The organism is Phyllobacterium trifolii (assembly GCF_014192095.1).
GTDB lineage: Bacteria > Pseudomonadota > Alphaproteobacteria > Rhizobiales > Rhizobiaceae > Phyllobacterium > Phyllobacterium trifolii.
In genome coordinates this window covers 1-24,915 of sequence record NZ_JACHXN010000006.1, presented here as the reverse complement: position 1 = coordinate 24,915, position 24,915 = coordinate 1, and the positions used below count along the sequence as shown (strand labels likewise).

The following is a 24,915-nucleotide window of genomic DNA, read 5'->3' as shown; positions in this document are numbered from 1 at the left end:
CGTTAGTTCCTCAAATTATGCATGTGGGCTGATCCGGCAGCAGCGATCTGCAGCGGCCTGATTTCGGAAATTTCGTCACGCTGTTTTGGCGCTGCCTCGCGCGGAAACCGTTCGAAAGATGGTATCCGCTCGGGCGTGGTTGGCACTGTCTGTTCGACAAGCTTCAGGGTTGTCTCCACCGGGAGGGTGGGAAGCCGGTCAGGGAACCATGACTTCAACTGGTTCACCAACGGTTCGACACTGTGTTCCCACATGAGGGAACCGCCGCGCTCTGCAGCAGCTTCAGAGAGGCGGCGCAATGCAGCGGGATCCTCTGACAATGCCATGATGATTTCAGTCAGTTCCCGGCTGATAACGTTGTCGTCCGTCGACTCGATCAACAGACCATCGATACCATGGTCGATGAGTTCGCCGACCGCGCCGACTGAAGTGGCGATCGGCACGCAACCCAGACGCTGAGCCTCGATAATGGTCAAGGGTGCACCTTCCCAGCGCGACGGCAATACCACCACGTCAGCCCAGGCGAAGGCTTTGTTCAGGTGCCGGCTCGAAAAGACTGGCGGTTCGACGTGAACGCCTATTTCAGCGAAACGTTCTTTCCACGAACCTCCGGCACCAGCGTCCATGACATCGCTGCCAATGATTTTCCAATCGATCGGGGCTGAGTGCTGGCGCAAGTCGCGAACGGAAGCGAACAATCGCTCGATACCCTTTTGAGCGTCGAGCCGTCCCAAGAAAAGAACATTGAGCCTGTCGCGCTGCGGCCTGTTGCGGCGCGCTGCGAGGATAGCTTCCTGGTCCTTGGAGGAAAGTGCGTAACTTGCGGCATTTTGAATGTGCATGAGTTTGGCATCCGGGACGCCCATACCATGCAACCACTCCGCCATATCCCTGGAGCAGGTCAGGATCGTGTCATAGACGTGTTCGAAGGCGAGCGTGAGGTACGGATGGCCTGCATCGCGTCCCATTTTCGATTTATCGAGCACGTGAACATAGTTCAGCACCTTCATGCCGCGGCGGCGAAGTTCACCGAGCATGGAATTGACCGGAGCTGCCTGATTGTTGATCACCACATCCAGCCCGGCCAGAAAGCCCATGATCAGCTCGGCTTTCGCGGCCTCATCATGGCCCATCAACAAATCATGCCCGGCAAACTGATTGGGACCGCCCCAGAGCGGGTAATCATCTGCGAGGAAGTTAACCGTCTTGAACACGCCATCGTTTTCGGGAATGCGATTATAAACCGGCTTGCCAAGCAGGAAGAGGTGGACTTCGCAGCCTGCATTCTTCAACGCCTGCGCCACAGCATAGGCGACTTTTTCGACGCCGCCGAAGCTGCCGATAGGCAAAAGGAACCCGACACGCAGTGGATTGGACGCATGGGCGAGCCTTGGCATTACCGGCCTTGCGCCCACAGCATGCCGCAACAATTCGAAATAGCGGCTGCGATTGGGGAAATAGACGGAACGCCAGAGCCAGCGGTTTCTGGACTGCAATCGATAACCGGAATCGCGCAGTGCCCCCAATGTAGCCAGAAGGGCATTGGTTGGGGACAAGGCAGTACTTTGCATTTCTCTCGACGTGAATGGCCCGCTGATGACGATTTCGATCACATTGGGACTTGGAACCGGCTTGTGCAGTGAGCGCGCCCAATCGTCGGATGCATCATCTGCACAGGTCGAGAAAATATCGAATGTACACATCCAGCCGAAAGGCTTGTCGGCAAGTGGTTCCGCGTCGCTGATCTTGCATATGTCAATGCCAACCTTGGCGTTGTTCCGCTCGAAGCGAATGGCGACGAAATGGTGTTTCTGAGCAATCCGCTCGCCCAGCCACAGCAGGTTGTGGATCAAGCCGAGTCGGGTCAGCGCCTCTCTGTGTGCCGCCGTCATCCATAATAGAAACGGTGGAACACCGAAGGTTTCCGGTTCAGCCTTCGCGGCCCAGAAACGCGTGACAAAATCTTCCAGGCTGCATTTGGCATGCTCGACTGTCGGATCGGTGAACAGATCCACCGCATAAGTGCCCATGCCGATCGCAGCATAGCGCGGCGTTTCCTCGTGTTCCCAGGCAAGCAGGGTTTCGGCGGCAAAGAGCTTCTTATGCTTCTGCCGGATGTAGGTCAAAATGCCTTCTCGCGTGCGATTTGAATCGCGCAGCATGCTCTCGGCGCGCTGACGGTATTCGAAGCCGAAGAAGGGATAGTTCGCGCCAAGGAAGCCGCGCCCGATAGCCTGCAGCCAGAAGTCCCAGTCCTCAAAACCAGCTTTCATGCTCTCATCGAAACGCACGCCGGCATCGAGCATACGCCGCGAAACCAGACTGCCGGCTTCGCAAATATTGTCAAAGGTCAGGTGCAGCAGGCGCGAGTACTGCGTTGTGTAGTTTCCATTCCACTCGATGCCGAACTTGTCGATATTCGGATAAATCCAGTCGACCTTGTCGTCCGACTTCATGAAATTGAGAATGTCGCGGATCGCAGTGGGCGTAATGCGGTTGTCGGCGTCGAGAAAATAGACGGCTTCGAGATCCGGGAAATTGCGGAGCGCAAACTCGATGCCATAATTGCGGGCTGAACTCAGCCCTCCATTGGCCTTGCGGAGATAAAAGACGTTTGAATGAGCCAGCGCATATGTGCGTCCGATTTCGCCGGTTTCCGGATAGGGACAGCCGTCATCTATGATCACTGCTGCGATATCGAAAGGCGCTTCTTGTGCCAAAACGGATTCCACAGCTTCCGCAAGAAGCACAGAGTGCTTGTAGGCCGGAATGAGCACTGCGACCCTGGTGGGCGGTGGACCATCCGGGTCGATATCGGACGGCAATTGCGTGCTGATTTGTTCTCGGAGACGTTTGATCTGGTCCAGCATAAGAATTATCCGTTGACCATGAGGCTGATGTTACGGAATTTCGCCCAAGCGAAAGCGTTGTCTCCGGGATTGTCCTTCATTCGGGTTGCAATGTAGATGTTCTGCCACACGCCAACCTGTTCAGTAATGAAGGCATTGAGCCGCGGCTCTTCACCCGGTGCAACACTAATCCAACCTGAAAATCCTTCTCCGGCGCCGGGTGTCCGTTGCTCATCGAATAGCTGACGGGCAGTTCGAATGTCGCTCGCAATTACCAGGGCAAAATCGACATCCTTCGATTCTTCATTATCGATGACTGCACTGGACGAGATGCGCAGGATATTGGGCGGGCAGGCTGCCGGTATATGGCCGATCGTTATACCGCTTGATGGCGGATGGCAGCCGATGGCTCTCTCCTCGGGCAGAGGGAGTATGGCTGCAAAGTCGAACGAAATCTCGTCCGTATTGGATAGGTCCGCCAGCTCGAGAATGCCGGTTGCCATCGGCATTTCCCGAAAGCCGCCGTCTCTTGTGTCCTGGGATTGAGCCGGCAAATAGTTTGCCCAACTCGGAAGCAGAACGCCGGGCATTCCGCACCAGATTTGCATCGCAAGGCTGTTCTTCAGCAGCGGTGTGTCGTTTGCCGCGTCTCGAACCTGAAACATGTCGAGCGGTTGAAGTCCGCCAAGCGACAACAGCGGCATTTCATCATCCATGCCCTCGATACGAAGGCGCAGGCTCAGCGTCCGCCGCAAGCCGGCAAGCGTTCGCGAGAGGCCCAGATAGTTCCAGCCCTGACCAAGTTTTGAAAGCGGCACCACCCAGCTCTCTACAACACACATGTCTTCCAACGTCACCAACTGGGCATGCAGAGTGGTATCGTCACGTTGCATCAGACGTTCGAAATGGATGGCAATGGCACTCACGCCTGCGCTGGCGACTGGAAGGATTTGCGATACCCCTTCGAATGAAGCATCGGCCAGAACGTTGGAGCGCGAGGAACTGCTGACCGGTTCGTTTGAGAAGGCGAGATCGAAGGGTTGCAATCCCTGCCTGTCGACAAAACTCTCGACAGCAGCAAACCGATTCTGAAGATTGTCATTCAAAGTGCGCAAGGCAAGCAATTCGCGATTTGACTGCGTGATTTTCCTCGCTTCGAACACCACTAGGCTCGCGAGCTTCTGGATGATCAAACCTGCCGTCTCAATCTCCCGCCCGGCATGCCATTCAAAAACAGTTGGTTCGTCGACTACGCCACGGCTTTTCAACCAGTCTAGTAATCGCTTTTCCCGGCCCCGATGAACGGGATTGATGAGAACAGCCAGAGTGCACAAGGGCGCCTCATGCATCTCGAATTTCCTGCCGGATGAATCCGACAACATAGCGGCGTCATCCTTGACACCTTCGAAACCCAGAATTTTTATTGCTTTCGACAGGCCTTCGGGCAGCTCGTCATGGTCAATGCCCATGCGAAGCAGGATCGGCTCCTTCAGCAAATCTATTTCTCTCAAAGATTTCGCAACCGGCGAAAGCTTATACGAAGTCTGAACCGTCATGTCCCTAATCCTTGACCAACCACAGGCGCCGAACCGTGTCTCTATACAAATAGAATGGCAGATTGATGAAGCTTGTCACATAAATATATTGCAGCGCAACACTAAAATATTTGATTACGTGCGTTTTTATTCTTCGTGTAACTTACAATCATTGTGAAAGTAATTTATTTCAAAATTCAAAGTATTTGCTGGTTTATTGCATGTTACTATAGCGGCGCCGGCGTTCGAACACCGGCGCTGCCATACTCATAAAAATGGCTAGACGGCAATGCGCTTTTCCGGCTCGTCATCCGCTCTCATCGATTGCAGTTTTCGTTCCCAAGCAAGAGCATCCCCAACGATCAGGTCAAGATCGGCGCGCTTGGGTGAGAAACCAAATTCATTGCAGACCCGATCATTGCCAGCCACCAGAATAGCGGGATCACCGGCACGTCGAGGCGCCATGCGTACCGCAAAATCAATGCCCGATACGCGCTTGACCGCGTCGATGATCTCAAGCACCGAGTAGCCATAACCATATCCGCAATTGGCGGAAGTGCTTTTGCCGTCAGCTTCCAGGTAGTTCAGCGCGCAGAGATGCGCCTGAGCCAGATCGCTGACATGGATATAATCGCGGATACAGGTTCCGTCGGCTGTCGGGTAGTCCGTACCATAAACCTCAATATGAGAGCGTTCGCCCGTCGCAGCCCGGCTGGCGATCTTGATCAGATGGGTTGCGCGCGGGAACGACTGTCCGGAACGCAGTTGCGGATCGGCGCCGGCCACGTTGAAATAGCGCAGCGCAACATAGTTGAAATCCGGATGAGCAGCTGCCGCATCGCGCAACATCCACTCCGTCATCAGTTTTGACGTGCCATAAGGTGAAATCGGTTGATGCGGCATTTCTTCGGTAATTGGCGTCTTCTCGGGCTCGCCATAGACGGCGGCCGTGGACGAAAAAATGAAATGCTCGATACCTTCGGCGATAGCCGCCTCGATCAACGCGCGCGACTGCACCGTGTTGTTGCGGTAATAGAAAAGCGGATCGCGCACGGAATCCGGCACAACGATAGAGCCGGCAAAATGCAGGATCGCGGTCACTCCGTGCGTGCGGATCACATCGCGCACGAGCGCCTGATCGCCGACATCGCCCTCGATGAACGGGACGTCTTCGGGCACCAACCAGGAAAAACCGCAGCTCAGATCATCGAGCACGACAACGGATCGTCCCGCGTCTTTCAACGCGAGCACCATGTGGCTGCCTATATAGCCAGCACCACCTGTAACAAGAACGGTCATTGGGGAAACTCCTGGAATTCTGTTTGAGGGATTGTTTGTAAGCACCTGGCTTTTGCCAATTAGCGAATTTTGGTTAGACCTCCCCAACCTGCTGCGTTCCCTCCCCGAAAGTCGCACTGGAATCATGCGACACGGCGAACCGAATCCGGCACCTGCTTATCGGTCTCCACCATTTTGTGATCCACCCCGTTTTCCGTCAGAAAGCGGTACATTTCGCCATAGGTCCGGTACCAAGCCCGATTGTATTTATCTAAGAGCGCCTGGTCCCAATAATCCTCCAGCCTGAACTTCCCGCCGCTGAACACATCGAAACTCGGGATTTGATAGGTCTCGGCAAACTCCACGGTGCGGCTGTCATAGGTGAAGTAGATAGAAGGCACGCCATTGGCCAAGGCCATGAGATTGCCGTGCAGCCGATAACCGAGAACGAGTTCTTTTGTCCGGACGAGGCTCTCATAATCGGCGACGACATCGGAGTAGAACATGCGTTCGCGGTAGAGCTTTTCAACCGTCTCATCCAGATACCAGTCGGAAGCCCATTTGTTAGCTTTCAGAGCCGCAATCGCTTCTTCCTTCTGGTCATCTGTCCCGAAAACCAGCTTTTTTTCTTCGACTTCGCCCTGGGCCATCAGGGTCGCATCGAAGCGACCTGCCATTTCCTTGACGAGATCGCGATGAAACGTCAGGTAACGTTCGATATCCTGGGCGTAGGTCGGCGAGACCTCACGCCGGATGGTGATCCCGATATTTTGCACCTCATCAAGCCGCGGCAGTTCTATTCTCATCTCAGGATCGTTGCGGCGGAATGCGGTCGGACAGCCAATAATGCGAACGTTTTTAATGCCAATATCGCTCATGACCTGTGCAGAATAAGCTCCACGCACACCGACCGAAGCCGTCGAGTCCGCTATCACCTTCAGAACTGTCTTCGTTTGCTCGGAGAGTTCCAATTGGCCTTCGACTGGAGCTTGAGCCCCTATTCCAAAGGCAATCACCGGCAGACCGAGCCGCTTCAGAACCGGGATGGCATCAGTCCAGTCCATGTGCTGGTGAACATAGTTCGAGCCGCGAAGAATGACGTAGTCATATTCCTCCCGCAGGCGATCGATGTGATCCATGTTCGGATTCATGATCGGCAATTCAGCCTGCTTTTCGTAGTTCATCAATTTCAACGACGAATCGAAGACAAAAGCGTCGCCGATATTATGGTAGTGATTGATACTACGCTGCACATTGCTGTGCTGGTACCAGCGAACACTGTCGTGATCGTAGACCTCGCCCGATGGGATCATTACCAGTACACGTGCCATGGGGTTTCCTTCTCGTGGCGTTGAAAGCTGGCGAAAATTCAGCTTGCTTGCGAAAGAACGACATCGGTCCTTGCGGCTATGTTGATTGGCTCTTGCCGGCCGGATTTGAGCAGGTCGCCATAGAGGGCAACATGTTCTTCGGCACAGTCGATGTAATTCGTCGGCCGACGGACACTGTGATGAAGACGATCCCAAATCAATGGATCGCACAATACCTCCGTGAAACGGTCGGCAAGATCTTCGGCGCTGCGAACGCGGAAATGCAGGCCATCCTCACCATCGCGTACTTTTTCGGCCATTCCGCCAATATTGGAGCAGATGATCGGCCGGCGATGATGCAATGCTTCCTGAATAACGATCGGCGAATTCTCCCACCAGATTGAAGGCATCACGACCCAGTCGACCGATTGCATCAGGCGTGGCATTTCAGCGTTCTGATAGGCACCGTAGAAGCGCACGCGCGAGCCGGCCTCTCCGATCAGCTTTTCCATACGGTCCTGAAATTCCTGTGGCTGTTTTTCGAGATTGCCGCCAAAAATCATCAGGCGCGAATCGGCACCCCACGTCTCTTCCGGTACACGGGACACGGCGTCAACGAGGACATCTATGCCCTTATAGGGTGTCATCTGCCCGAAATAGGCAAAACGGTTGCGACGCGGTTTTGGGCCCGTCAGCTCCCTTGGTGGCGTCACGCTTTCAATGGAGATGCCGTTCTCGATCACATGCAACTTGTCCGCATCGAGACCCCATTCCGCATACTTCCGGGCAAGAAAGACACTAGGCGCAACGAAGGCGTCGGCAAGTTCGAGCATTCCGCGGACAAATCGTTCACGCTTCAGAAAACGCGCAGGAGGAACGTCGGGGAAACAGGCGTGGCAGTCGATCGGTGAGGCCTCGTTGCAGAGTTTCGACGAGCCGGCTTTTACCATCTGACCGTCATTGTTGCAGATCGACAGATATTCATGGAACGTTACGAGGATCGCCGTATCGGGCAGGGCCTCGCGGATGGCGTAAAGCGTTTCCAGGCCTAGTCCCATGACGTGATGAAAATGCACGACGTGCGGGTTGAGATCGCCGACAAAGCGCAAAAGATCGCGGCGGATTTCGTCAGTGTTGTTATTCGACAGGTAAAAATGGTCGTATTCGTCCGCGTGAAAAAGGATCTCATCGCTGCTGCGCCGTAGACTCATTAGGGCCGTCGTGCCATGGCGCGGTATTGGATGACTTGCTCGCGCCAGATAGACGGATTGCACGCCTGGCAACGTATTGAGCCCCTTGTGCAGATTGTAGGATGCGATCTCGCCGCCGCCGAGCGAGATGCTCGGATGCGCATGCGAAATCACCAGAACGCGGAGTTGTTCGGTCATACCGCTGCCTCCACAGTTGTTGCACGATCTTTCGTAAGGATGTTTGCCCAGCGCGCATCGAAGACCTGACGATCGATGCGTTCGATAAGTGCGATCGTCGACGCCTTGTCCGCAACGGAGATGTCGTCGGAGCCCAGCATCTGGGCGGATGGCAGCCAGTAGGATTTCAGGCCGGATTGCTTGAGCTTCAGACCGAGGTCGAGGCCTTTTTCATGCGTGCCAAGATATCCGCGCGTAAACCCATCGACCGAAAACAACGCCTCTCGCGGCATCACACAACATTCGAATGTCGCGGTCGCTACCTCCGTAGTTGCCATTCCTGTTACGGCGTCAATGGGATATCCGGCATAACGGCTGATCAGGGCACGGTCGGACTGCGCGCCCGCGACCCATGTGCCAGCCCAGCGGATCGAATCATCTTCGTAGGCAAGAGTGGGGGAGAGGACGCATTCCTTGCGCGCTTCATAGGCTGCCAGCAATTTGCTGAACCATCCAGGATTGCGCGGAAGCAGTGAGGCGGCGAGAAAAACAACCGTCTCGGTGGAAACGGCCCGGGCGCCCACCTCAAGGGCATCGTAAAGATCTTCCGAGCCGCTGGCCGAAACGAGGCGCAGATGTAGACCGTAGAAATCCGCGAGCCGCCGCACCTGGACCCCAATGCGATCGACAATCTCAGTCGCTGCCGCAATAACGATTGGTGCCCGACGCGTTTCCGGGTCAAGGGCGAGCAAGGCAATGAGCGGCGCAATCTCTTCTACGCGCTCATCAACGCCAATAATCAGCGCCGGTCCAAGAACGTCCTCGAACGAGCCGAGATCGACCACACCAAAGATTTCAGGAGCAGGGCGGTTCACTCCACGCAGCAGCGGCACGAGTTGTTGATCGACAATATGCCGTAGCGCCCAAGCGTTCGGGTCAATCGCGCGGATCTGCCGGACAACCGCATCGCGCGACGTGATCCGCGTCGGTGTCAGAGGCATGAACGCGCGCCGCCCATCGCTTAGGCCAAGCTCCACATAGAAAGGTGCTGTGCTGTCCCCGTCGAGTTCGGGTGCGAAGGCAACAAACCCATGCGCGTGCCGATTGGGATCAAGCCCGGCGTTGAATGGCGGTTTGTTGTCGAATTCCCGGGTAACATCGGGCCTGTCGATACGTGTCCAGTTTGCATCAAGCTGCGTTTCGCCGCGATGCCGGCGCAATTTGACGTCCCCCACATGATTGTCCGGATCCAGCAACCAACCGGAGACAAGCAGGCCGCTCCCCTCCACACGAAACACGTGGTCGATGCCCATGCGTACCGGGAAGGGCAGGCTGGAGATCGTCTCGGTTCCATCGAAGCGATTGGCGGCCGAGCGCATACGAAGGAGAATCTCGGTCGAGCTGCGAACGCGAGGCAAGATCGCTCGCACATGGCTGGGCGTCTCGCGCGCACCCGCAATCAGACGGCGGTCGTAAACCTCGGTGAAGCGCCAGCCGCGACGCCCCCGAAACAACAGTCGCTCGATATCATTCGGCTCGACGATTTCATTGGCGAGCAACAGTCCAGCAAAACCTGATGATTGCTCGTTCAGATCGGGGCGCGCGAAAACACTGATTGCACATTCGGCAAGTGATGGCGACCGGCCACTGATCAGGAGCCGTGTGACGGAAGGCGTCAGGTCCTGCGCCCAGCCTTGCACGAAAATCTCACCCTCATCGCTGCCGCCGATCAGTTCGATGCAACCGTCCGAACGTGCACCTGCCTGCAAAAGGACGGTAATCGCGGAAAGCTTCTTGCGGCCGATCGGTCCAGAGATCAGGCCCTCCACGAGTCCGTCGATCACGGAAGGCAAGCTGGAACCGGCAAGGTCGCTAATCATGGCGATCAGCTCGCCAGTCGAGGCGGCGCGGCTAGCAAAAGCATAACGCGTCACGTTTGCCTTGTGCTGGAACATAATCGTCTTCAACGCGCCGCGGCGCAGAATATTGGTCGGAACAATCGCCACAAACCCGTGGGTACCTGCAGGGGACGCATCTTTCAGCGGCCAGTTTACAAGGGTCACCTTCACGCTCATGGCGGGATCGCCATTAAGAAAAACCGTAGCCTGTTCAGAGGTCAGGCTGCCGATGCCGAGTACAAGAACAAGCGTGTCGTCAATGGGGCACCCGACAACGGTCTCGCCTTGCATCACCACAGGGAGACGTTCCGGGGCTTTACCGGTCTTTATCGGCAAAACGTTTTTGTCGTCTCGAAGCATTCAAATCTGCTCCATGATCAAGGCATGACTGACATTGACAGAATAGCCCCGGCAGCAAAGCCTACGAGAACGAACAAAAGCAGAATCAACGGTTTAACGTCGCCACCGGAGCGTTTTTGCAGTGACTCCATGCGCTTTTCCATACCTGCAACGACACCGTCCATTCGCATCAGATGAACATCGAGTTCCGTCAGGCGCTGGTTGACGTCGCCGCGGAGATTTTCAATCGAATTGCTCACATCGGCGGCGTCGACTGCAGTGCTACCGCCCGATCCATCAATGACCGGCGCAATACGCTGCAATGAGCGCTGGTTGACCTGCAACTGCCGCTGTGCCGCCATCAACATATCGAGCTTGTCGAGAATACGCGTCATCGGCGCGGCGATCAGAGCTTCGGCGGCTTGTTCATCAGGTTTTGGAACGCGCAATGCTTGTTCGACCCCTGCGCCACTTATGGCAACGACCACCAGTTCACCAGCGCGCATCGCAGCGAATTGGGGCAGCATCACATCGAATGCATGCGCGCCATCGCCAATCCCTGAACGCTTCAAATCCGGGCGGTCCTTGTCGGCCACAGCTTCTGCAATGGGCTTGCCATCCAGAAGCACGCGAATGGTCAGCCTCTTTGTCGGCGCTGCTGGATCGAAGGCCCAACCGAACAAACGGCCGTCATCGATAGCGTCGACCCGTCCCTTTGTCGGTTCATTTTTTTTGGCCTGCGTATTGTCCTGTTGGGGAACGGCACTCGGCTGAATTGGCGCCTGTGCCGACACATTTGTGATTATCGACATAATGGTCCTCTCAGGCTGCTTCGACATGTGCCGGACGCAACGTCTCGATCAAATCGAGATAGCGCGCAGCCGTCATGTCGATTGTGTCGGGGTGGCGAGCCCCAAGGACAAGTCTCTGGCGCAAGTCAGGATATTCAGCGATTCGTCGCATGGCGGCCGCCAGCGCCATAGGGTCATTAGGCGGGACGGTCAGCCCGTTGACGCCGTTTTCAATCATTTCGGCCATTCCACCGATATTGCTTGTGATAACCGGGCAATCCTGGCCCTGTGCTTCCTGGATCACCAGCGGTGCATTTTCCCACCAGATCGAAGGCATGATCGCGCAATCGACTGTGGCGATCAGACCAGCAATATCTTCGCGACGGTAAGCGCCACGGCGCTGCACGGTGGGTGACGTTTCAGCGAAAAGGCGATCTATATCAGCAACGAAACTTTCGCTCTGGAACGGCGCCGCGCCGTGGACACGCAGCTCGAATTCGAAATCCTCGGAAATCAGCTGCTTTGCTGCTTCGAGCAGGACAGTTGCACCCTTCCATGGATTGAGGTTACCGAAATAGCCGAAAACCGGCTTGGTACGCTGCGTGACATCTCGCTTTTTTACCTCAGCCCGTTCGGGCTGGCCATTGGGGATCACGCTGATCAAATGGTCGGAAATGCCCCAGTCGACATAGCGCTGCTTCAGAAATTCGCTCGGCGATACGAAACTATCGACAGCACTCAAAAGAGACTTCAGATGACGCTCACGCAGAACGAACTTGTCGAGGGCAATTTCCTTAAAACAGCTGTGGCACCGGTCCGGACTAGCACCGTGGCATAGTTCCTTGCTCGTTGTGCGCACCATCAAACCATCGTGGTGACAGATCGGATAATAATCATGCAGCGTCATGACGATCCGGCATTCAGGCAAGGTGCGCCGCACGATATGCGGAAACTCCGCGCCCAAAAGCAGGAGATGATGCAGATGTACGACGTCTGGCCGGAAATCGCGCAGGAGTTCGACGATGTCCGGAACGATGCCATAGAGATCGACCTGACTCATGAAGAACCGGTCGAAGTGCCCGGACCACAGCAGAATTTCGTCGCCGTTGGTGCCGATGCTCTGGAAGCTCGTTCCTGGTCGTGCCTCGCGATGGATGTGATTGGTCGCGCCGAGAAAGAGCGCCTCACATCCGGCCCGCTGATAGGCACGGAAAAGGTCGTGGGCGAATATTTCCGTGCCGCCTGGGTGCAAAGCTGGATGATTGTGTGCAGCGACGAGTACACGGGTCATCGATCGCCCCTATCGAGCTCGGCCACAAACAGATCCTGATAATGATCCGAAGGAACGCCGCGCCAGTGACCGAATGACTTTGTTGTGACCGACAAACCGGCACGCGTTAGCGCACCATCCAGAAATCCATCGTCGAAACCCACAGCAGCCAGTGGCGGCAGTTCTGGAACGAACCAGCACGGACCTTCGTCGTAACGCTGAAATCCGAGCCGCGCGTCACGCTTTTTCAAGGGATTCTCAGCTGCAACCTTATCGACGACGAAGCATGTCATGAACAGGCGACCACCCGGCGCAAGGACCCGTTCCACCTCGCGCAAATAGGCGCTTACCTCTTCGTCGGGCAGATGGGTGACGACAGACGTCATGATGATGAAATCGAACTGCCGGTCTTCATAGGGCAGAACGAGTTCGAGCCCATCGATGGCACCCTTCGGATTATACAGCGAGTGTGCGATATCCAGATGGCGGAATTCGAAGTTGGAGTAGACCGGACTGATCATCTGCCGGCACCAGTTGATCCCGCCGGCAACCGGATCGATGCCGCAATAGCTGCCTTTTGCAAAGTCAAGGTACTGGGTTAGCGGGACAGCCATGCGCCCGATACCACAACCGATATCGAGGACCCGGCTATCAGGCCGCACACCACCCTTGCGGATGAAATGACCGAGGAACTCTGCACCAACGGCCTGGAAATTGCCGTCTCCGACGAAAATGCTATCCGGGTCAGGACAGGGTAGAAACCGGTTGCGCAGGACGCCTTCCATCAGCCATTCAACGTGATCGTAATTGAATGCGGGGGCAGGTTCGGTAAAAGCTGTCTTGAGTGCAATAACCTCAGTCAAGCGGCGCTCCTTTCAGACTTTTCCTTGACGAAAGAAGTGACGGTGTCCCCGTTCAGTTGATCGGGTACCGCTTCATCGAGATAGGTCGTCATTAATTCAGTGATGTCGTCGTCCCAGCGCTGCGTATGAAGCCAGGAATTATATTGGCTCGCGAGACCGCGCATGTAGTCGCTGCTACGACGGATAGATCGGCGTTCGAAGTGGTAGAGCGCAACATTCGGCTCGTATGCCACTTGAAAACCGATCTGCCGGATTTTCAGGCATAGGTCACTATCCTCGTAGTCCCCGATGATGTAGTCCTCGGTGAACCCGCCGACCAGATCATAAATATCCTTGCGGGTAACGAGGCACGCACCGGTCACGCCCGGCACTGTCCGCGCAATCTGAGCCGGCGAATAATAGCCCGGCATGCCCTTGTAGAAATGATGGTTGAGCCAGACGCCGCGCTGGTCGCGGGCAAAGTACAACCCGGCATGCTGCAGGGAGCCATCTTCGAAGAGCAGTTTCGGTCCGATCGCACCCAGCTTCTTCTGCTCGAGCAAGGGCCGTGTGAGTGTGTCCAACCAGCCCGGACCGCAGGGGACAACGTCGGAATTCAACATTACCAGCATGGTGCCTGTCGCAAGACTCGCACCGGCGTTACAGGCACGGGCATAGCCGCTGTTGCGATTCATGGTGGCGAGCTTCATCGGCAAGTCATGCAGGATATGCAGTCCGCCAAGCAAGTGCTCTGTATCGTCCTGGATTTCCGGAGAATCGAGCACAAAAATGACCTCTGCATTCGCCACAAGCCAAGGATCGGTTGCCATGGCCGAAAGCTGGAAGCGCAAAAAGTCGAGATTGCGATAGAGGGGAATTACGATCGAGATCAGAGGGGTTGCCGGTCCCACGCCGTATTCCTTGATATCTGCAATCCTCACCGTCTGGCCAAGTTTTTGTTCGACCTCTTTCAGGGCTGGCGCAAGAATGCTTTCGAACACCTGGCTACGCGCATGCTGCGGCGGTACCGCCCGCAAGATGCGGTTACGCTGGGCCGATGGTTCAGATGGCTGTATTGGCGGCACCAGCATCGCGGTTGCACCCGAGACGAGCCGCATCTGAAAGCGCGGCTGCAGCAATGGACCAAGATTTTTGGCTTGTGGCAGCCAGGCGACAAAACCGGTCACGTCTGCGCCAAGTCCATCCGCGCGTTCGCCAGTCTTGCCAGGAAACTTGTAGAAATTGGGCTGGAGCGGCAGAGCACTTCCATCTTCCGAAAGATATTCGATACGGGCTAGCATCGCTGCGGGATCGTGGGTCCAGCCGCCGACGAGCAAGCCGCCATCAAGTGCGATCGCGAGATCGATTTCGGCCGCAGGATGCGTCCCTGACTTTGCGATCTGGCGAACTGGCAACGGAGCGCGCATCTGCATATCGATAGCAATGGCAGCGCCAGCACCGGGGACTTCTGCCAGTTGACGCACGAGGAACTCACGCAGTTCCATATCGTTCTGCCGCTTTGGCCACCACTTGGAAAAATCAAGCTGGCCATCGCTGTCGGATAGCTTGCGGACAGCAATACCGTTTTTCCCCGTAAACACAAAGTGCAATGATTGCGGCAATGCCTGGGCGGACTCCACAAGGAGATGGCACGATTGCCAGCCTTTTTTGGATTGGCGCCCCAGACCCAGCTTCGTCGGCAGCGCAATTATGGAATTGGCGCTGATAGCATAGATGGCAGTAACATCGCCAAGGTCCGGATCCAGTGCGGTTTCCAGCAGGTGATGACCGTCGATCGGCTGACCACAACCGCGCACTTGCCGCGGTTCCGGCGTCAACGCCAAGGTAATTTCGCGAACAACGCTGGCAAAAATCTGATTCTGCGACAGGCGAAAGGCACTTCGCCATGTGCTCAGCATATTGTTGAGCAGCTTGATATGTCCGGCAACCGCGAGATTGTCGACTGCACGGTCCACATCGAAAGAACCAAGCTCGACTGCCGGATAAAGAACAGCTTGTTCGGTCGGCCCGAGTGTACCAGCGGACATGGTAAGACGGACCGGCTCATCTTTGGTGCGCACGGCCCAGAGAACACGCTGACCGCCCGTTTCGAGGGGAATATTCAAGCTGATGAGCGGAACGAATGGTTCCGGCGTCTCCAGCGTACATTTCGTTGATGCCCGTATGGAAGCCGGAAGGTCCCAGATCACGACGGCCACATTTGCACAGAGACGCGAGATTGAAATGCTCTCGGTATCGCCCGCAATATCCGTCGAATGGTCGAGGTTCAACACGTTGCCCTTTCATTCACGTCAGAAAAAAACGTGCCCGGCCGGAGGGCAGGGCACGCTGTAATCACTATCAATGAACGACGAAGTAGTCGCCCGGATGTTCCGTGACATCGTCGGCATTGACACCAACGAGCGTGACGGAATCGCCATGACCGAGATCGACGACAACATTGCCACCAACCTGCGTAACACGATCGGCAAGATCGTCAGCCGAATGAATATCCTGCCCGTTGATACCGCTGGAGATCTGGAGGACGTCTTCACCAGGGGTAAAATCGAGCACAACGTCGTTACCGCCGCCGCCAGTGAACAGGAATACATCACTGCCTGCGCCGCCAATGAGTGTATCATTGCCTGCGCCGCCGAAGAGAGTGTCATCGCCGGCACCGCCGGAAAGAACATCGTTTCCAGCATCGCCGAACAAGAGATCAGAACCGGCACCGCCGGTAAGAACGTCATCTCCATGGCCGCCGAAGAGAACGTCATTTCCCTCGTTACCGCTCAGTATGTCGTTACCATTGTCGCCGAAGAGGATATCAGTTCCCTCGCCGCCGAAAATCGAGTCATTGCCGTTGCCGCCAAACAACAAATCGTCGCCGGCGTCACCGAATATCGAGTCATTTCCGTTCGAGCCAAAAACGACATCGTCACCGCCATTGGCGTGGATGAAGTCGTCAAAACGCGAGCCAAACAAAACGTCGTCGTAGGCGCCGCCTTCTAAAGTGGCCATCTGCTTCTCCTTCTGTCCTGCTTTGAGTCTACAACTTGCCGGAAGATTCCGACGATCGATGCCTAAACGATTGTGCGCTGCACCAAATCGAATTGCAATCTAGACTAAGAATATAAATGTGGCAATCCATAGTAACAAATTATTACGTCCATGTATTATGACACTTTTATATTAGAAATCTATAATTCCTGTTTAAAGCAAAACTACTTATTATATTGCGATGTATTAAGTGTAATTTAATTTGAAATTTGAAATACCTCTAAATATGGTGCGCTGCAGTGAGAATCTTCTAACTAATCCTCTCTGAAGGCACGGTTAAAGCTGTCTGAAATTGGGGAAATGATGTACTCGATCGCTTTGCGCGGCTTGTGCACGATCAGCACCTCGGCCGGCATCCCCGGGTAAAGTTTGATCGTGGGGTTGGACGCCAGCGATTGAGCAGCGATTTCCGCACGTGCCACGAAGTACGCCGTATCGGTCTTTTCATCGATAACCTGATCCGCGGCCACATAAGTGACCTTGCCATCGAGCGGCGACAGCGAACGCTGGTTATAGGCCGTAAGGCGAACCTGCACCGGCGAACTAACAATCACGCTGTCGATGTCGCGTGGGCTGATCTTCATTTCGACAACCAGCGGTTCATTTTCCGGTACGATATCGAGTATGGCTTCGCCAGCGGCCACCACGCCGCCAGGTGTCCGCAAGCGAATATTGGCGACGATGCCCGCCTGCGGCGAACGTATTTCGACACGGCGCATGACGTCTTTGGCCGCCACGATACGCTCTTCCGTGTCGGCGAGATCAACCTGGCTCGTTGTGATTTCTCCGGCAATCTCCGACTGTAGATCGCTTTCAATACCTATGAGGGAAAATTCCGCACCTGCCTTGGCTTGCTCGGCCTTTGCTTTGTCACCCGCAAACTCACCCCGGGTTCCCGCGAGCTCGCTCAGTCTGGTATCGATTTCGGTCAACTTCGACTTCTGGGCAAAGCCTTTTTTCACAAGCCCAGCGATCGCCTCCCGCTGTTCAGTGATCAACTCGATCTGCCGATCAGTCGCTGCTATCTGTGCATCCGATGCTTTCGCCTGCTCGGTATATTGTTCAATAGTCTTCTTCTGAATGTCCACGCGGCTCATTTTCTGCGCGTAGCGTTTCTCAAAGTATATCCTCTCAGCTCTCATAGCGCTCTCAGCGGAAATGTCGCCCATTTCGCCAAAGTTCTTCGGAAATGCGATTTCGGTTTCTCCTGCCTGCTCGGCACGCAGCCGCGCCAACTTTGCGATAAGCCCCACCCGGCGGCTCTGCAGCGATTGCAGCTCGGACCGTGCCTTTGTGTCGTCAAGCCGGACGAGTGGCTGACCTACTTTCACCTCATCACCCTCCTGTACAAGCAGACGGTCGAGGATACCGCCCTCGAGGTGACTGACTGTCTTTCGCTTCGAATCGACGATCACAGTACCGAGCGAAACGGCAGCGCTGCCAAGTTCTGCAGAATAGGCCCATCCGAAAAATCCGCCAAACGCGATCAAAATCGTCGACGTGCCGGCGATGATCAACTTGCGCAGAGGGGACTTTCTATCTTCCTGCTCAAGATCGGTGACCCATTCCGGACGGACGGACCCAAACTTGGTGGGGACGGTTTCGCTGCCGGACACGGTGCTTGGTGCCAATAGTTGAGGGGCGCGTTTCTGCAGGTTTGTGTTGCCCGTCATGATGCGGTGGCTCCCATTTTAGGACCGGTCGGGGTGATGGACGACACGACGTCCGTGCGGGGGCCGAACTGTGTGATGCGCCCGTTCTCCAATACCAGCAGCTTGTCAGCCACCTGCATAATTGTTGGGCGGTGGGCAATCATCACCACGATTGCTCCATCGTCGCGGGCCTGTTCGATCGCACGCATGAGCGCTCTTTCGCCGACGGCATCGAGATTGGCGTTCGGCTCATCAAGCACGATCAGGCGAGGGCGATTGTAGAGGCACCGGGCAAGGCCGATACGCTGCCGCTGACCGCCGGAAAGCGTCAACTTCCCGTCGCCCACCGGCGTATCGTACCCAAGTGGCAGCCGTCCGATCATTTCATGAACATCAGCGAGCCGCGCCGCCTCGAGCACCCGATGCGGATCGCCGTCGCCCATCCGCGCGATATTATCCTGGATGGTGCCTTCAAGCAGCGCCACCGATTGCGGCAGATAGCCGGCAATCTCTCCGAAGGATCCACGCTCCCAGAGATAGACATTGTTTCCGTCGAGAAACACGCCGCCCGATGTCGGCTTGACGATCCCGATCATGAGCCGCGCGAGCGTCGATTTGCCGGCAGCGGAAGGGCCGACAATGCCAAGCACTTCACCCGGCGATAGGCTGAAGGAAATACCCTTGATGATCGGCATCTCGACACCCGGAGCCGCATAAACCAGCTTGTCGATGATCAGGTCGCCATGCGGCCGGGGCGTTGGCATCGTCTGACGCACGGCAAGATTCTGTGCAAGCAGGGCCTGGATGCGCTTCCAGTTGCCAACCGCATTCACCCACTGACGCCAGGTTTCGACGACATGGTCGAACGGCATCAGCAGACGGCCCACGATAATGCTGGTCGCGATCATTGCCCCTGGCGAGATCGCCTGTTCCATCGCCAGCATGGTCCCTGCACCCAGTGTCGCGACCTGGATGATGAAGCGCAATGTGCGCGCAATGGACGCCATCGCACGACTGCGGGTGCCTCCAAGATCGAGCAGATCCAACGCGTTCATCTGCAAACCCCGCCAGCGTCTTGCCAGAGCGGGCAACATTCCCATTGCCTCGATCGCCTCGGCGTGCCGCAGCGTTGCACCTATTTTTGAAATGGCTTCAATGTTGGCCTGATTCGCATCCTTGAGCAGGCTGCGGGTTAAGAGATCAGTAACTACGCCGCAACAAACAAGGATGATCACGCCCACGACACCGATGATCCCGAAAACCGGGTGCAGCAGAAAGAGCACGGCGAGAAAGATAGGCGACCAGGCAGCATCCAGTGGCGCGCTTACCGCCGAGGAAGTCAAAAAAGTACGCAGTTCGGTGAGATCGCGCAAGGATTGCGTGGCCTTGGGAAGGCCCTGATCCACCGATGCCTGCACGGCAGCTGTCAGAATCGGCAGATTTAGCCGGCGCACAAGCGCGCTGCCCATGGCCTGGAAAGACAAAGCGCGGATAAATTCGAGAATGCCGTAAACCAGCAAAGCGCCCACTGCCAGGACCGTCAGCATAAGCAGAGTGTCGGTGCTGCGACTGTTCAGCACCCTGTCATGCACCTGCAACATGTAAAGGGGTACCGTAAGTTGCAAAAGGCTGATACAGAAACTAAGCAATACGGCGTAGAGGAGACCTGCCAGAAAAACCCGGCGGGCCTTGAAAATCAGCGTTTGGGGCGTCGGAACTCCCGGCGTCGTCGCTTTTTTTCCCACGTGGCTCTTGCCATTTGCATCGATTTGACGAGTATCATTCATGTGTAATCTGCCTTGGAAATGACACAGCTGCCAGTTAGCCCCAACGACCTTGGTCTAAGACCAGAGACTAGTAAAGTAATACCGTGCAGAATGTGACAGAAAAAAGATCATATGACGGGGGAAAAAGCGAAGGAGAATCGAAAATACACTCGCAACTTACTTCAAAATTTGAAGTAAAATGACCATGGAGACAAAGATGATACAAAAACTTCTGCACGAAGGAGTGGAAGTCGAAACATCTATTGATGGATATTACGCCGCCGATTTCCCCGAAATTACAGCGGAAAAACAGGGACATAGACACCCGGTTCACACGGTCGTAGTTACACACTTCGAGCTAGCTCGAATGATTGAAAGGGTAAATCGCCGTTTCGCCAGTCTGCTCAGAACAGAAATGACGAAGCTGGGGATTGAAGACGTCGGTCCGGCACAGGCAATGGTCCTGATGGCTATCGGCGATGTCGAACTTTCCGTTGGGGAATTGTTGGACCGGGGGCACTATGTCGGCTCGAACATTTCCTACTACCTGAAGCAACTTGCCGATGGGGGTTACATCGACAGGGTCGCGTCCCAACGGGACAAGCGGTCTGCAAGGATTCGATTGACGGAAAAGGGAGAGCAGCTTTGCGCCAATCTGCGTGATGCTGGCGGGGCATATAATCGTGTTCTTGCCAGGGATGCCGATGATCTCCGCAATCTCGAAATCGCGTTCCAGACGCTGCACAGGCTCGAACTGGTTTGGGGCAATGCCGCGCGTTATGGCATCTAACTCAACTTCGATGAGTCCCGGAGGGGGCTGATCTCATGCATGTGGCCCTTGTTCACAGGCGTGGTTTTGGCCAATTCGCAGCTTTGGCTGAACATCTTGCAACGAGCGGGCATGATGTCAGCCTTGTTTGCGAGACAGTGGACCGACGCCTCCCGTCGGTTCGCGTGATCTTGCACCGCGCAGAACCTGGCCCCCGGGCAGATTCCCGGATGGCCAGGCATCTGGGCATTCCGGACCACCATGTCCGCATTGGTCACCGTGTTGCGGAGACATTCGATGCGATGGTGCGCCATGGCGAAAAGCCGGATATCGTTATCGGTCATATAGGCTGGGGCAGCATGATGTTCGTCAAGGACATCCTGCCAAAAGTGCCAGCTATCGGCTATTGCGAATTTTTCTATAAGGCGGAAGGTGCCGATGTCGGTTTTGCTCCCGACGACAATCCGGATGCCGAAACCCGCAAACGATTGAGACTGCGCAATGTCGCGCAACTTCTCTCACTGGAAGCGATCGACGGCGGGATCAGTCCCACCTATTGGCAAAAAAGCCTCTATCCGGTATCCGCCCGGAGTCGGATCGCTGTCTGTCATGAGGGCGTCGATACGGAAATTTTCCGCCCTGACCGCAACGCGTCGCTGCGGCTGCCTGATGGGCGCTTGTTGAAAGCGGGCGATCCGCCGATCATCACTTTTGTCGCCCGGGACCTCGAACCCTATCGCGGTTTTCCGCAAGCACTCGCGGCGGCGGCAAAGGTCATACGCCAAAATCCAGAAGCGCTCTTCGTATTTGTCGGCGGCAATGGCGTTAGCTATGGAACACCGCCACTTGGTGGAGGGTCCTGGAAGGATGCGTTACTCGCCAGCCATGATATTCCGCCGGACAGAATTGTGTTTCCGGGAGCCATTTCGCACGATCTCTTGCGTCAGCTCTACCAGATATCAACTGCCCATATCTACCTGACATATCCTTTCGTGCTGTCGTGGTCAGTGATCGAGGCAATGTCTTGTGGCGCCTTGATAATCGGCTCCGATACGCCGCCGGTTCAGGAAATTGTCCGATCCGGGACGAATGGCCTCCTCGTGCCATTCTTTGATACCGATGCTTTGGCCGATACGATCCTTCGAGTCCTGCAAAAGCCTGAAGATTTTCTGCCGCTACGCATCGCCGCCCGTAAGACAATCGAGAATCGCTTTCGACTGGTGGATTGTCTTTCGCGGCAGAAATCTCTGATCAATTCGGTCGTCAAAGCTGCCTGACTCGCTATCGGTTTCTGCTTTGCCGATTGACCGCCGCACTTCTGTCTTGCACCTCGCGCAGATTCGTTTCGCCCGTATGTTCGTGCGAAAGTTGTGCGGGCGCAGAAGCGATTGAAGTGTTTCCAGAGGAATTTCGGACGCCGCGTCCTGCAGCCATGGAACTGACGATGTTTCTGCTGGCATTGCCCGCGTGAGACGCAAGATTGGTGAACCATTCCTGGCTGCTTGTCGCAATTCGGCCGCTGAGCGGCACGATCTGGGTAAGCAAGAAGAATCCCGTCAGACAAACGAGCACAAAAGGACCGGCATCCTTCATGGCAGGTATGCTGCCCTTTGCAAGGCTTAACACCAGCGCCTTCACGACATCCTGTACACCGATATTGTAAAAACTGAGGAAGGTTGTCAGAAAGATCGGTATCAGGATTATCTGGATCGTGCCCGTGAGCCAGCCGGCAAAGTACCGTGACGGGATTTGGAACATCAGCAACACGATGAAAAATGGAGCGAGCGCAAGCATGATCCACAACGCAACTTTTGCAAACAAGAGGAGTGCAACCGCGTAGCCAACGAACAACGCTGCGGCGATCCATATGATTGCTGCCTGCACCGATGAACTCAATGGAACTGTCAGCGGATTTTCCGCAGGATTTTTTGTTTGCGCAATCGGGTTTGATTTTGCCGGGTTTGGCGGGCTGCCTTCTTCGGGAACCGGTTGAGGCAATGGGGCGGCAGCCGCGACTGCTGACTGCTCGATTTTGGCCGACGCAGTTAGCGCGAAGCCGTAAACAGCGTTGAGGTCGTTGGCGAGAGTGCTAAATCCCATGGCTTTGCCACTGCGAGGATTGACAATATGATTGAGCATGACGGAACTCACCATGTAGGGCGCGTTGGTGAAAAGTCCGTAGAGCGCGACCTGAAAAGGTCCCCATGCGGTCACGAGCGAGAAGATGATGGCTATGCGGACGAGCTTGAACACCATGCCGACGATGCTGCCGCCCTGTCCTTGCCAGAACCGGATCCCCAAAGAGTAAATAGCGCGGCCATGACGGGTGTGAGGTAATAGGCGAAGATGCCGTAGGTCGCCGCCGTAAAATTTGTACCCAGGCTGTCGATGTTACTCGATAGTGTGGCGATAGAATTAGCTCCCTCCACTGGACACTCCCGATTGCGACGGCGGCTGGATAACAATGTCGAACGCCCCGTTGACCGGTCGCAGCGGGCGGCAATCCAGAACACCATAGGACAAGGCCGAGGCGGGCAGGGCGCAAGGCGTCTTCAGTTTATGGCCGCCCCCGCACCCCACGCACAATGCAGCGGCGAAAAGCACGACGCTAACCGATATGTTCTATGCTACCAAATCTGGAAATTTTAGACGATTTACAGTGAGTTAGGTTGTATTTTTACCAAGATACCTATCGTTGAAATATTGAAAAACTCCGGCACGATACGGCGCTACAATCTTTTTCAAACAACCGCAACGTGTTAAGCCGTGGCCATCAGCAGTGCGAGCGCCAAAACCATGAACAAAGCCGATATCGTCGAAATCGAAACCTGGCTTGATCTGCAAGGATTGTCGGGCATGTCAGAGATGGACCTGTTCAACGGCTTCTGCGCGCGATGCCTCGCTGCAGGCATTCAGCTCGAACGTGCGAGCGCCTTTGTCGATACGCTTCATCCGATATATGAGGGCAGGGCATTCCCGTGGCGCCGGGACGGGGAAGTCGAGAAAGCCATCATCGAATATGGCTCCTCACAGCAAGGCGAAAGCGCTGACAACTGGCAGAATTCGACTTTCTACCATCTCCTGCAAATCGGCGAGGACGAGATGCGCCATCGGCTTGCCGAGGTTGATAATATCGGCTTCCGTCATCTGACGACTCTCAAGAGCGAGGGTTGTACCGATTACCTCGCTTTCATGAATCGGTTTTCGAACGAAGGCAGCATCGGTGAAATGGATTGCTTCTACTCGTCCTGGTCGACCGCGGATTCAGAAGGTTTCTCTGAGAACGATATAGATGTGCTCAGGCGGCTGGTGAGGGGTCTTGCTCTTGCCATCAAATGCGCTTCGCTCACGCGCATCGTTAGAACACTGGCCGATGTCTATCTCGGCCGTGATGCGGCAAAACGTGTGCTTGCGGGGCGGATCAATCGTGGTTCAGCCGAACGGATCGAAGCGGTGCTATGGTATTCCGACTTGCGGGATTACACCCGTATCTCCGATGCGGCTGCACCTGATGCGATCATCCCCATGTTGAACGACTACGCTGAAGCCGTTATTTCATCGGTGCAGGAGGCCGGTGGTGATGTCTTGAAGCTGATCGGGGATGGCATACTTGCGATTTTCACCGAAGAGGATTCGGCAAGCGCGGCTACCGCCGCATTGAAAGCGCAGATGCACCTGCGCAAGCGCGTGGTAGTACTCAACAAGACGCGCAAAGCCAGCGGTGCGCCCGCAACGGATGTTTATCTTGGCGTTCATATCGGCGAGGTCTTTTATGGCAATATCGGCAGCGATACGCGGCTGGACTTCACTGTTGTCGGACCTGCAGTCAACGAAGTCAGCCGCATCGCCTCCATGTGCCGGTCGGTCGATCAGGACGTTCTCCTTTCCGACCGTTTCGCCGCAGCTCTGCCTGAAGAACTGCGCGCAAAACTGGTATCCGTTGGCCGCTTCGCGTTGCGCGGCGTCGGTCGAGCGCAGGAATTGTTTACGCTGGATCCGATAATTCTCGAAAAATACAGGGCGGCTGGTCGAGCCCAACACGCCGCCACCCAGTCTCAATAGGCATTTGCATGACATGGCGCACTCGGCCAGTCTGTGAGTTCATGGCGAACCGCGACCTGCGACAATGAGAGGCTAGCCCGCCCGCCGCCTCTGTGCGAGCAGTTTTTGCCGGAAGACTTCTGCTGGC

The 24,915-nt window shown here is 55.6% G+C and carries 18 protein-coding genes; 3 read left to right on the top strand and 15 right to left on the bottom strand.

Annotated features, from left to right (window positions below; genetic code table 11):
- Positions 1-2: 2 nt before the first annotated feature.
- From FHS21_RS10670 to FHS21_RS10610, 13 genes are all read right to left on the bottom strand, one after another.
- Complete coding sequence (locus FHS21_RS10670) at positions 3-2,870, bottom strand: glycosyltransferase (protein WP_112531191.1); 2,868 nt, start codon at positions 2,868-2,870, stop codon at positions 3-5.
- Between the two features lie 5 nt (positions 2,871-2,875).
- A complete protein-coding gene (locus FHS21_RS10665; protein ID WP_112531192.1) occupies positions 2,876-4,405 on the bottom strand; it encodes a DUF6212 domain-containing protein in 1,530 nt (509 codons plus the stop codon).
- Positions 4,406-4,663: 258 nt separating this feature from the next.
- On the bottom strand, positions 4,664-5,683 hold the full coding sequence (galE, locus tag FHS21_RS10660; protein WP_183661892.1) for a UDP-glucose 4-epimerase GalE: 1,020 nt from the start codon (positions 5,681-5,683) through the stop codon (positions 4,664-4,666).
- A gap of 122 nt (positions 5,684-5,805) precedes the next feature.
- Positions 5,806-6,993 (bottom strand): polysaccharide pyruvyl transferase family protein, encoded by a 1,188-nt coding sequence (locus tag FHS21_RS10655; protein WP_112531194.1) that lies wholly within the window; start codon positions 6,991-6,993, stop codon positions 5,806-5,808.
- A 38-nt stretch (positions 6,994-7,031) separates the two neighbouring features.
- Complete coding sequence (locus FHS21_RS10650; RefSeq protein WP_112531195.1) at positions 7,032-8,360, bottom strand: glycosyltransferase family 4 protein; 1,329 nt, start codon at positions 8,358-8,360, stop codon at positions 7,032-7,034.
- A complete protein-coding gene (locus tag FHS21_RS10645; protein ID WP_112531196.1) occupies positions 8,357-10,597 on the bottom strand; it encodes a hypothetical protein in 2,241 nt (746 codons plus the stop codon). Before FHS21_RS10645 ends, FHS21_RS10650 begins: the two co-directional genes overlap by 4 nt.
- A 17-nt stretch (positions 10,598-10,614) precedes the next feature.
- Positions 10,615-11,388 (bottom strand): hypothetical protein, encoded by a 774-nt coding sequence (locus FHS21_RS10640; RefSeq protein ID WP_112531197.1) that lies wholly within the window; start codon positions 11,386-11,388, stop codon positions 10,615-10,617.
- Between the two features lie 10 nt (positions 11,389-11,398).
- The gene (locus FHS21_RS10635; RefSeq protein WP_183661890.1) at positions 11,399-12,658 is read right to left on the bottom strand and encodes a glycosyltransferase family 4 protein; all 1,260 of its coding nucleotides are present in this window, start codon (positions 12,656-12,658) and stop codon (positions 11,399-11,401) included.
- Positions 12,655-13,500 carry a class I SAM-dependent methyltransferase gene (locus tag FHS21_RS10630; RefSeq protein WP_183661888.1) on the bottom strand — a complete coding sequence of 282 codons (846 nt, stop codon included), beginning with the start codon at positions 13,498-13,500 and terminating at the stop codon, positions 12,655-12,657. Before FHS21_RS10630 ends, FHS21_RS10635 begins: the two co-directional genes overlap by 4 nt.
- Positions 13,497-15,770: a glycosyltransferase family 2 protein gene (locus FHS21_RS10625; RefSeq protein ID WP_183661886.1), complete on the bottom strand. Its 2,274-nt coding sequence runs from the start codon at positions 15,768-15,770 to the stop codon at positions 13,497-13,499. The genes FHS21_RS10630 and FHS21_RS10625 overlap by 4 nt, the downstream gene beginning before the upstream one ends.
- Positions 15,771-15,840: 70 nt before the next feature.
- Positions 15,841-16,500, bottom strand: coding sequence for a calcium-binding protein (locus FHS21_RS10620; protein WP_112531200.1), 660 nt, complete (start codon positions 16,498-16,500; stop codon positions 15,841-15,843).
- 293 nt (positions 16,501-16,793) lie between these two features.
- Positions 16,794-18,212 carry an HlyD family type I secretion periplasmic adaptor subunit gene (locus FHS21_RS10615; RefSeq protein ID WP_112531201.1) on the bottom strand — a complete coding sequence of 473 codons (1,419 nt, stop codon included), beginning with the start codon at positions 18,210-18,212 and terminating at the stop codon, positions 16,794-16,796.
- On the bottom strand, positions 18,209-19,978 hold the full coding sequence (locus FHS21_RS10610) for a type I secretion system permease/ATPase (RefSeq protein ID WP_112531202.1): 1,770 nt from the start codon (positions 19,976-19,978) through the stop codon (positions 18,209-18,211). The genes FHS21_RS10615 and FHS21_RS10610 overlap by 4 nt, the downstream gene beginning before the upstream one ends.
- Before the next feature lie 199 nt (positions 19,979-20,177).
- On the opposite strand from FHS21_RS10610, the gene FHS21_RS10605 reads away from it, so the two are divergent.
- Together FHS21_RS10605 and FHS21_RS10600 are read left to right on the top strand one after the other, a co-directional pair.
- Positions 20,178-20,747 (top strand): MarR family transcriptional regulator, encoded by a 570-nt coding sequence (locus FHS21_RS10605; RefSeq protein WP_112531210.1) that lies wholly within the window; start codon positions 20,178-20,180, stop codon positions 20,745-20,747.
- Positions 20,748-20,782: 35 nt separating this feature from the next.
- A complete protein-coding gene (locus tag FHS21_RS10600) occupies positions 20,783-22,003 on the top strand; it encodes a glycosyltransferase family 4 protein (protein ID WP_112531203.1) in 1,221 nt (406 codons plus the stop codon).
- A 4-nt stretch (positions 22,004-22,007) separates the two neighbouring features.
- On the opposite strand, the gene FHS21_RS10595 is transcribed toward FHS21_RS10600, so the two are convergent.
- Both FHS21_RS10595 and FHS21_RS10590 read right to left on the bottom strand, forming a co-directional pair.
- Positions 22,008-22,982 (bottom strand): TrbL/VirB6 family protein, encoded by a 975-nt coding sequence (locus tag FHS21_RS10595; protein ID WP_112551801.1) that lies wholly within the window; start codon positions 22,980-22,982, stop codon positions 22,008-22,010.
- Entirely contained in the window at positions 22,958-23,155 is a 198-nt protein-coding gene (locus FHS21_RS10590) for a hypothetical protein (RefSeq protein ID WP_158482171.1), read from the bottom strand. The genes FHS21_RS10595 and FHS21_RS10590 overlap by 25 nt, the downstream gene beginning before the upstream one ends.
- Positions 23,156-23,522: 367 nt before the next feature.
- Between FHS21_RS10590 and FHS21_RS10585 the strand changes: the two genes are divergently transcribed.
- Complete coding sequence (locus tag FHS21_RS10585) at positions 23,523-24,788, top strand: adenylate/guanylate cyclase domain-containing protein (RefSeq protein WP_183661883.1); 1,266 nt, start codon at positions 23,523-23,525, stop codon at positions 24,786-24,788.
- Positions 24,789-24,915: the final 127 nt, after the last annotated feature.

What these genes read in the sequence shown, in the direction of transcription:
- FHS21_RS10670 (WP_112531191.1), bottom strand. Translation starts at nt 2,870, where the DNA reads ATGCTGGACCAGATCAAACGTCTCCGAGAACAAATCAGCACGCAATTG.
- FHS21_RS10665 (WP_112531192.1), bottom strand. Translation starts at nt 4,405, where the DNA reads ATGACGGTTCAGACTTCGTATAAGCTTTCGCCGGTTGCGAAATCTTTG.
- galE (WP_183661892.1), bottom strand. Translation starts at nt 5,683, where the DNA reads ATGACCGTTCTTGTTACAGGTGGTGCTGGCTATATAGGCAGCCACATG.
- FHS21_RS10655 (WP_112531194.1), bottom strand. Translation starts at nt 6,993, where the DNA reads ATGGCACGTGTACTGGTAATGATCCCATCGGGCGAGGTCTACGATCAC.
- FHS21_RS10650 (WP_112531195.1), bottom strand. Translation starts at nt 8,360, where the DNA reads ATGACCGAACAACTCCGCGTTCTGGTGATTTCGCATGCGCATCCGAGC.
- FHS21_RS10645 (WP_112531196.1), bottom strand. Translation starts at nt 10,597, where the DNA reads ATGCTTCGAGACGACAAAAACGTTTTGCCGATAAAGACCGGTAAAGCC.
- FHS21_RS10640 (WP_112531197.1), bottom strand. Translation starts at nt 11,388, where the DNA reads ATGTCGATAATCACAAATGTGTCGGCACAGGCGCCAATTCAGCCGAGT.
- FHS21_RS10635 (WP_183661890.1), bottom strand. Translation starts at nt 12,658, where the DNA reads ATGACCCGTGTACTCGTCGCTGCACACAATCATCCAGCTTTGCACCCA.
- FHS21_RS10620 (WP_112531200.1), bottom strand. Translation starts at nt 16,500, where the DNA reads ATGGCCACTTTAGAAGGCGGCGCCTACGACGACGTTTTGTTTGGCTCG.
- FHS21_RS10615 (WP_112531201.1), bottom strand. Translation starts at nt 18,212, where the DNA reads ATGACGGGCAACACAAACCTGCAGAAACGCGCCCCTCAACTATTGGCA.
- FHS21_RS10610 (WP_112531202.1), bottom strand. Translation starts at nt 19,978, where the DNA reads ATGAATGATACTCGTCAAATCGATGCAAATGGCAAGAGCCACGTGGGA.
- FHS21_RS10600 (WP_112531203.1), top strand. Translation starts at nt 20,783, where the DNA reads ATGCATGTGGCCCTTGTTCACAGGCGTGGTTTTGGCCAATTCGCAGCT.
- FHS21_RS10595 (WP_112551801.1), bottom strand. Translation starts at nt 22,982, where the DNA reads ATGGTGTTCAAGCTCGTCCGCATAGCCATCATCTTCTCGCTCGTGACC.
- FHS21_RS10585 (WP_183661883.1), top strand. Translation starts at nt 23,523, where the DNA reads ATGAACAAAGCCGATATCGTCGAAATCGAAACCTGGCTTGATCTGCAA.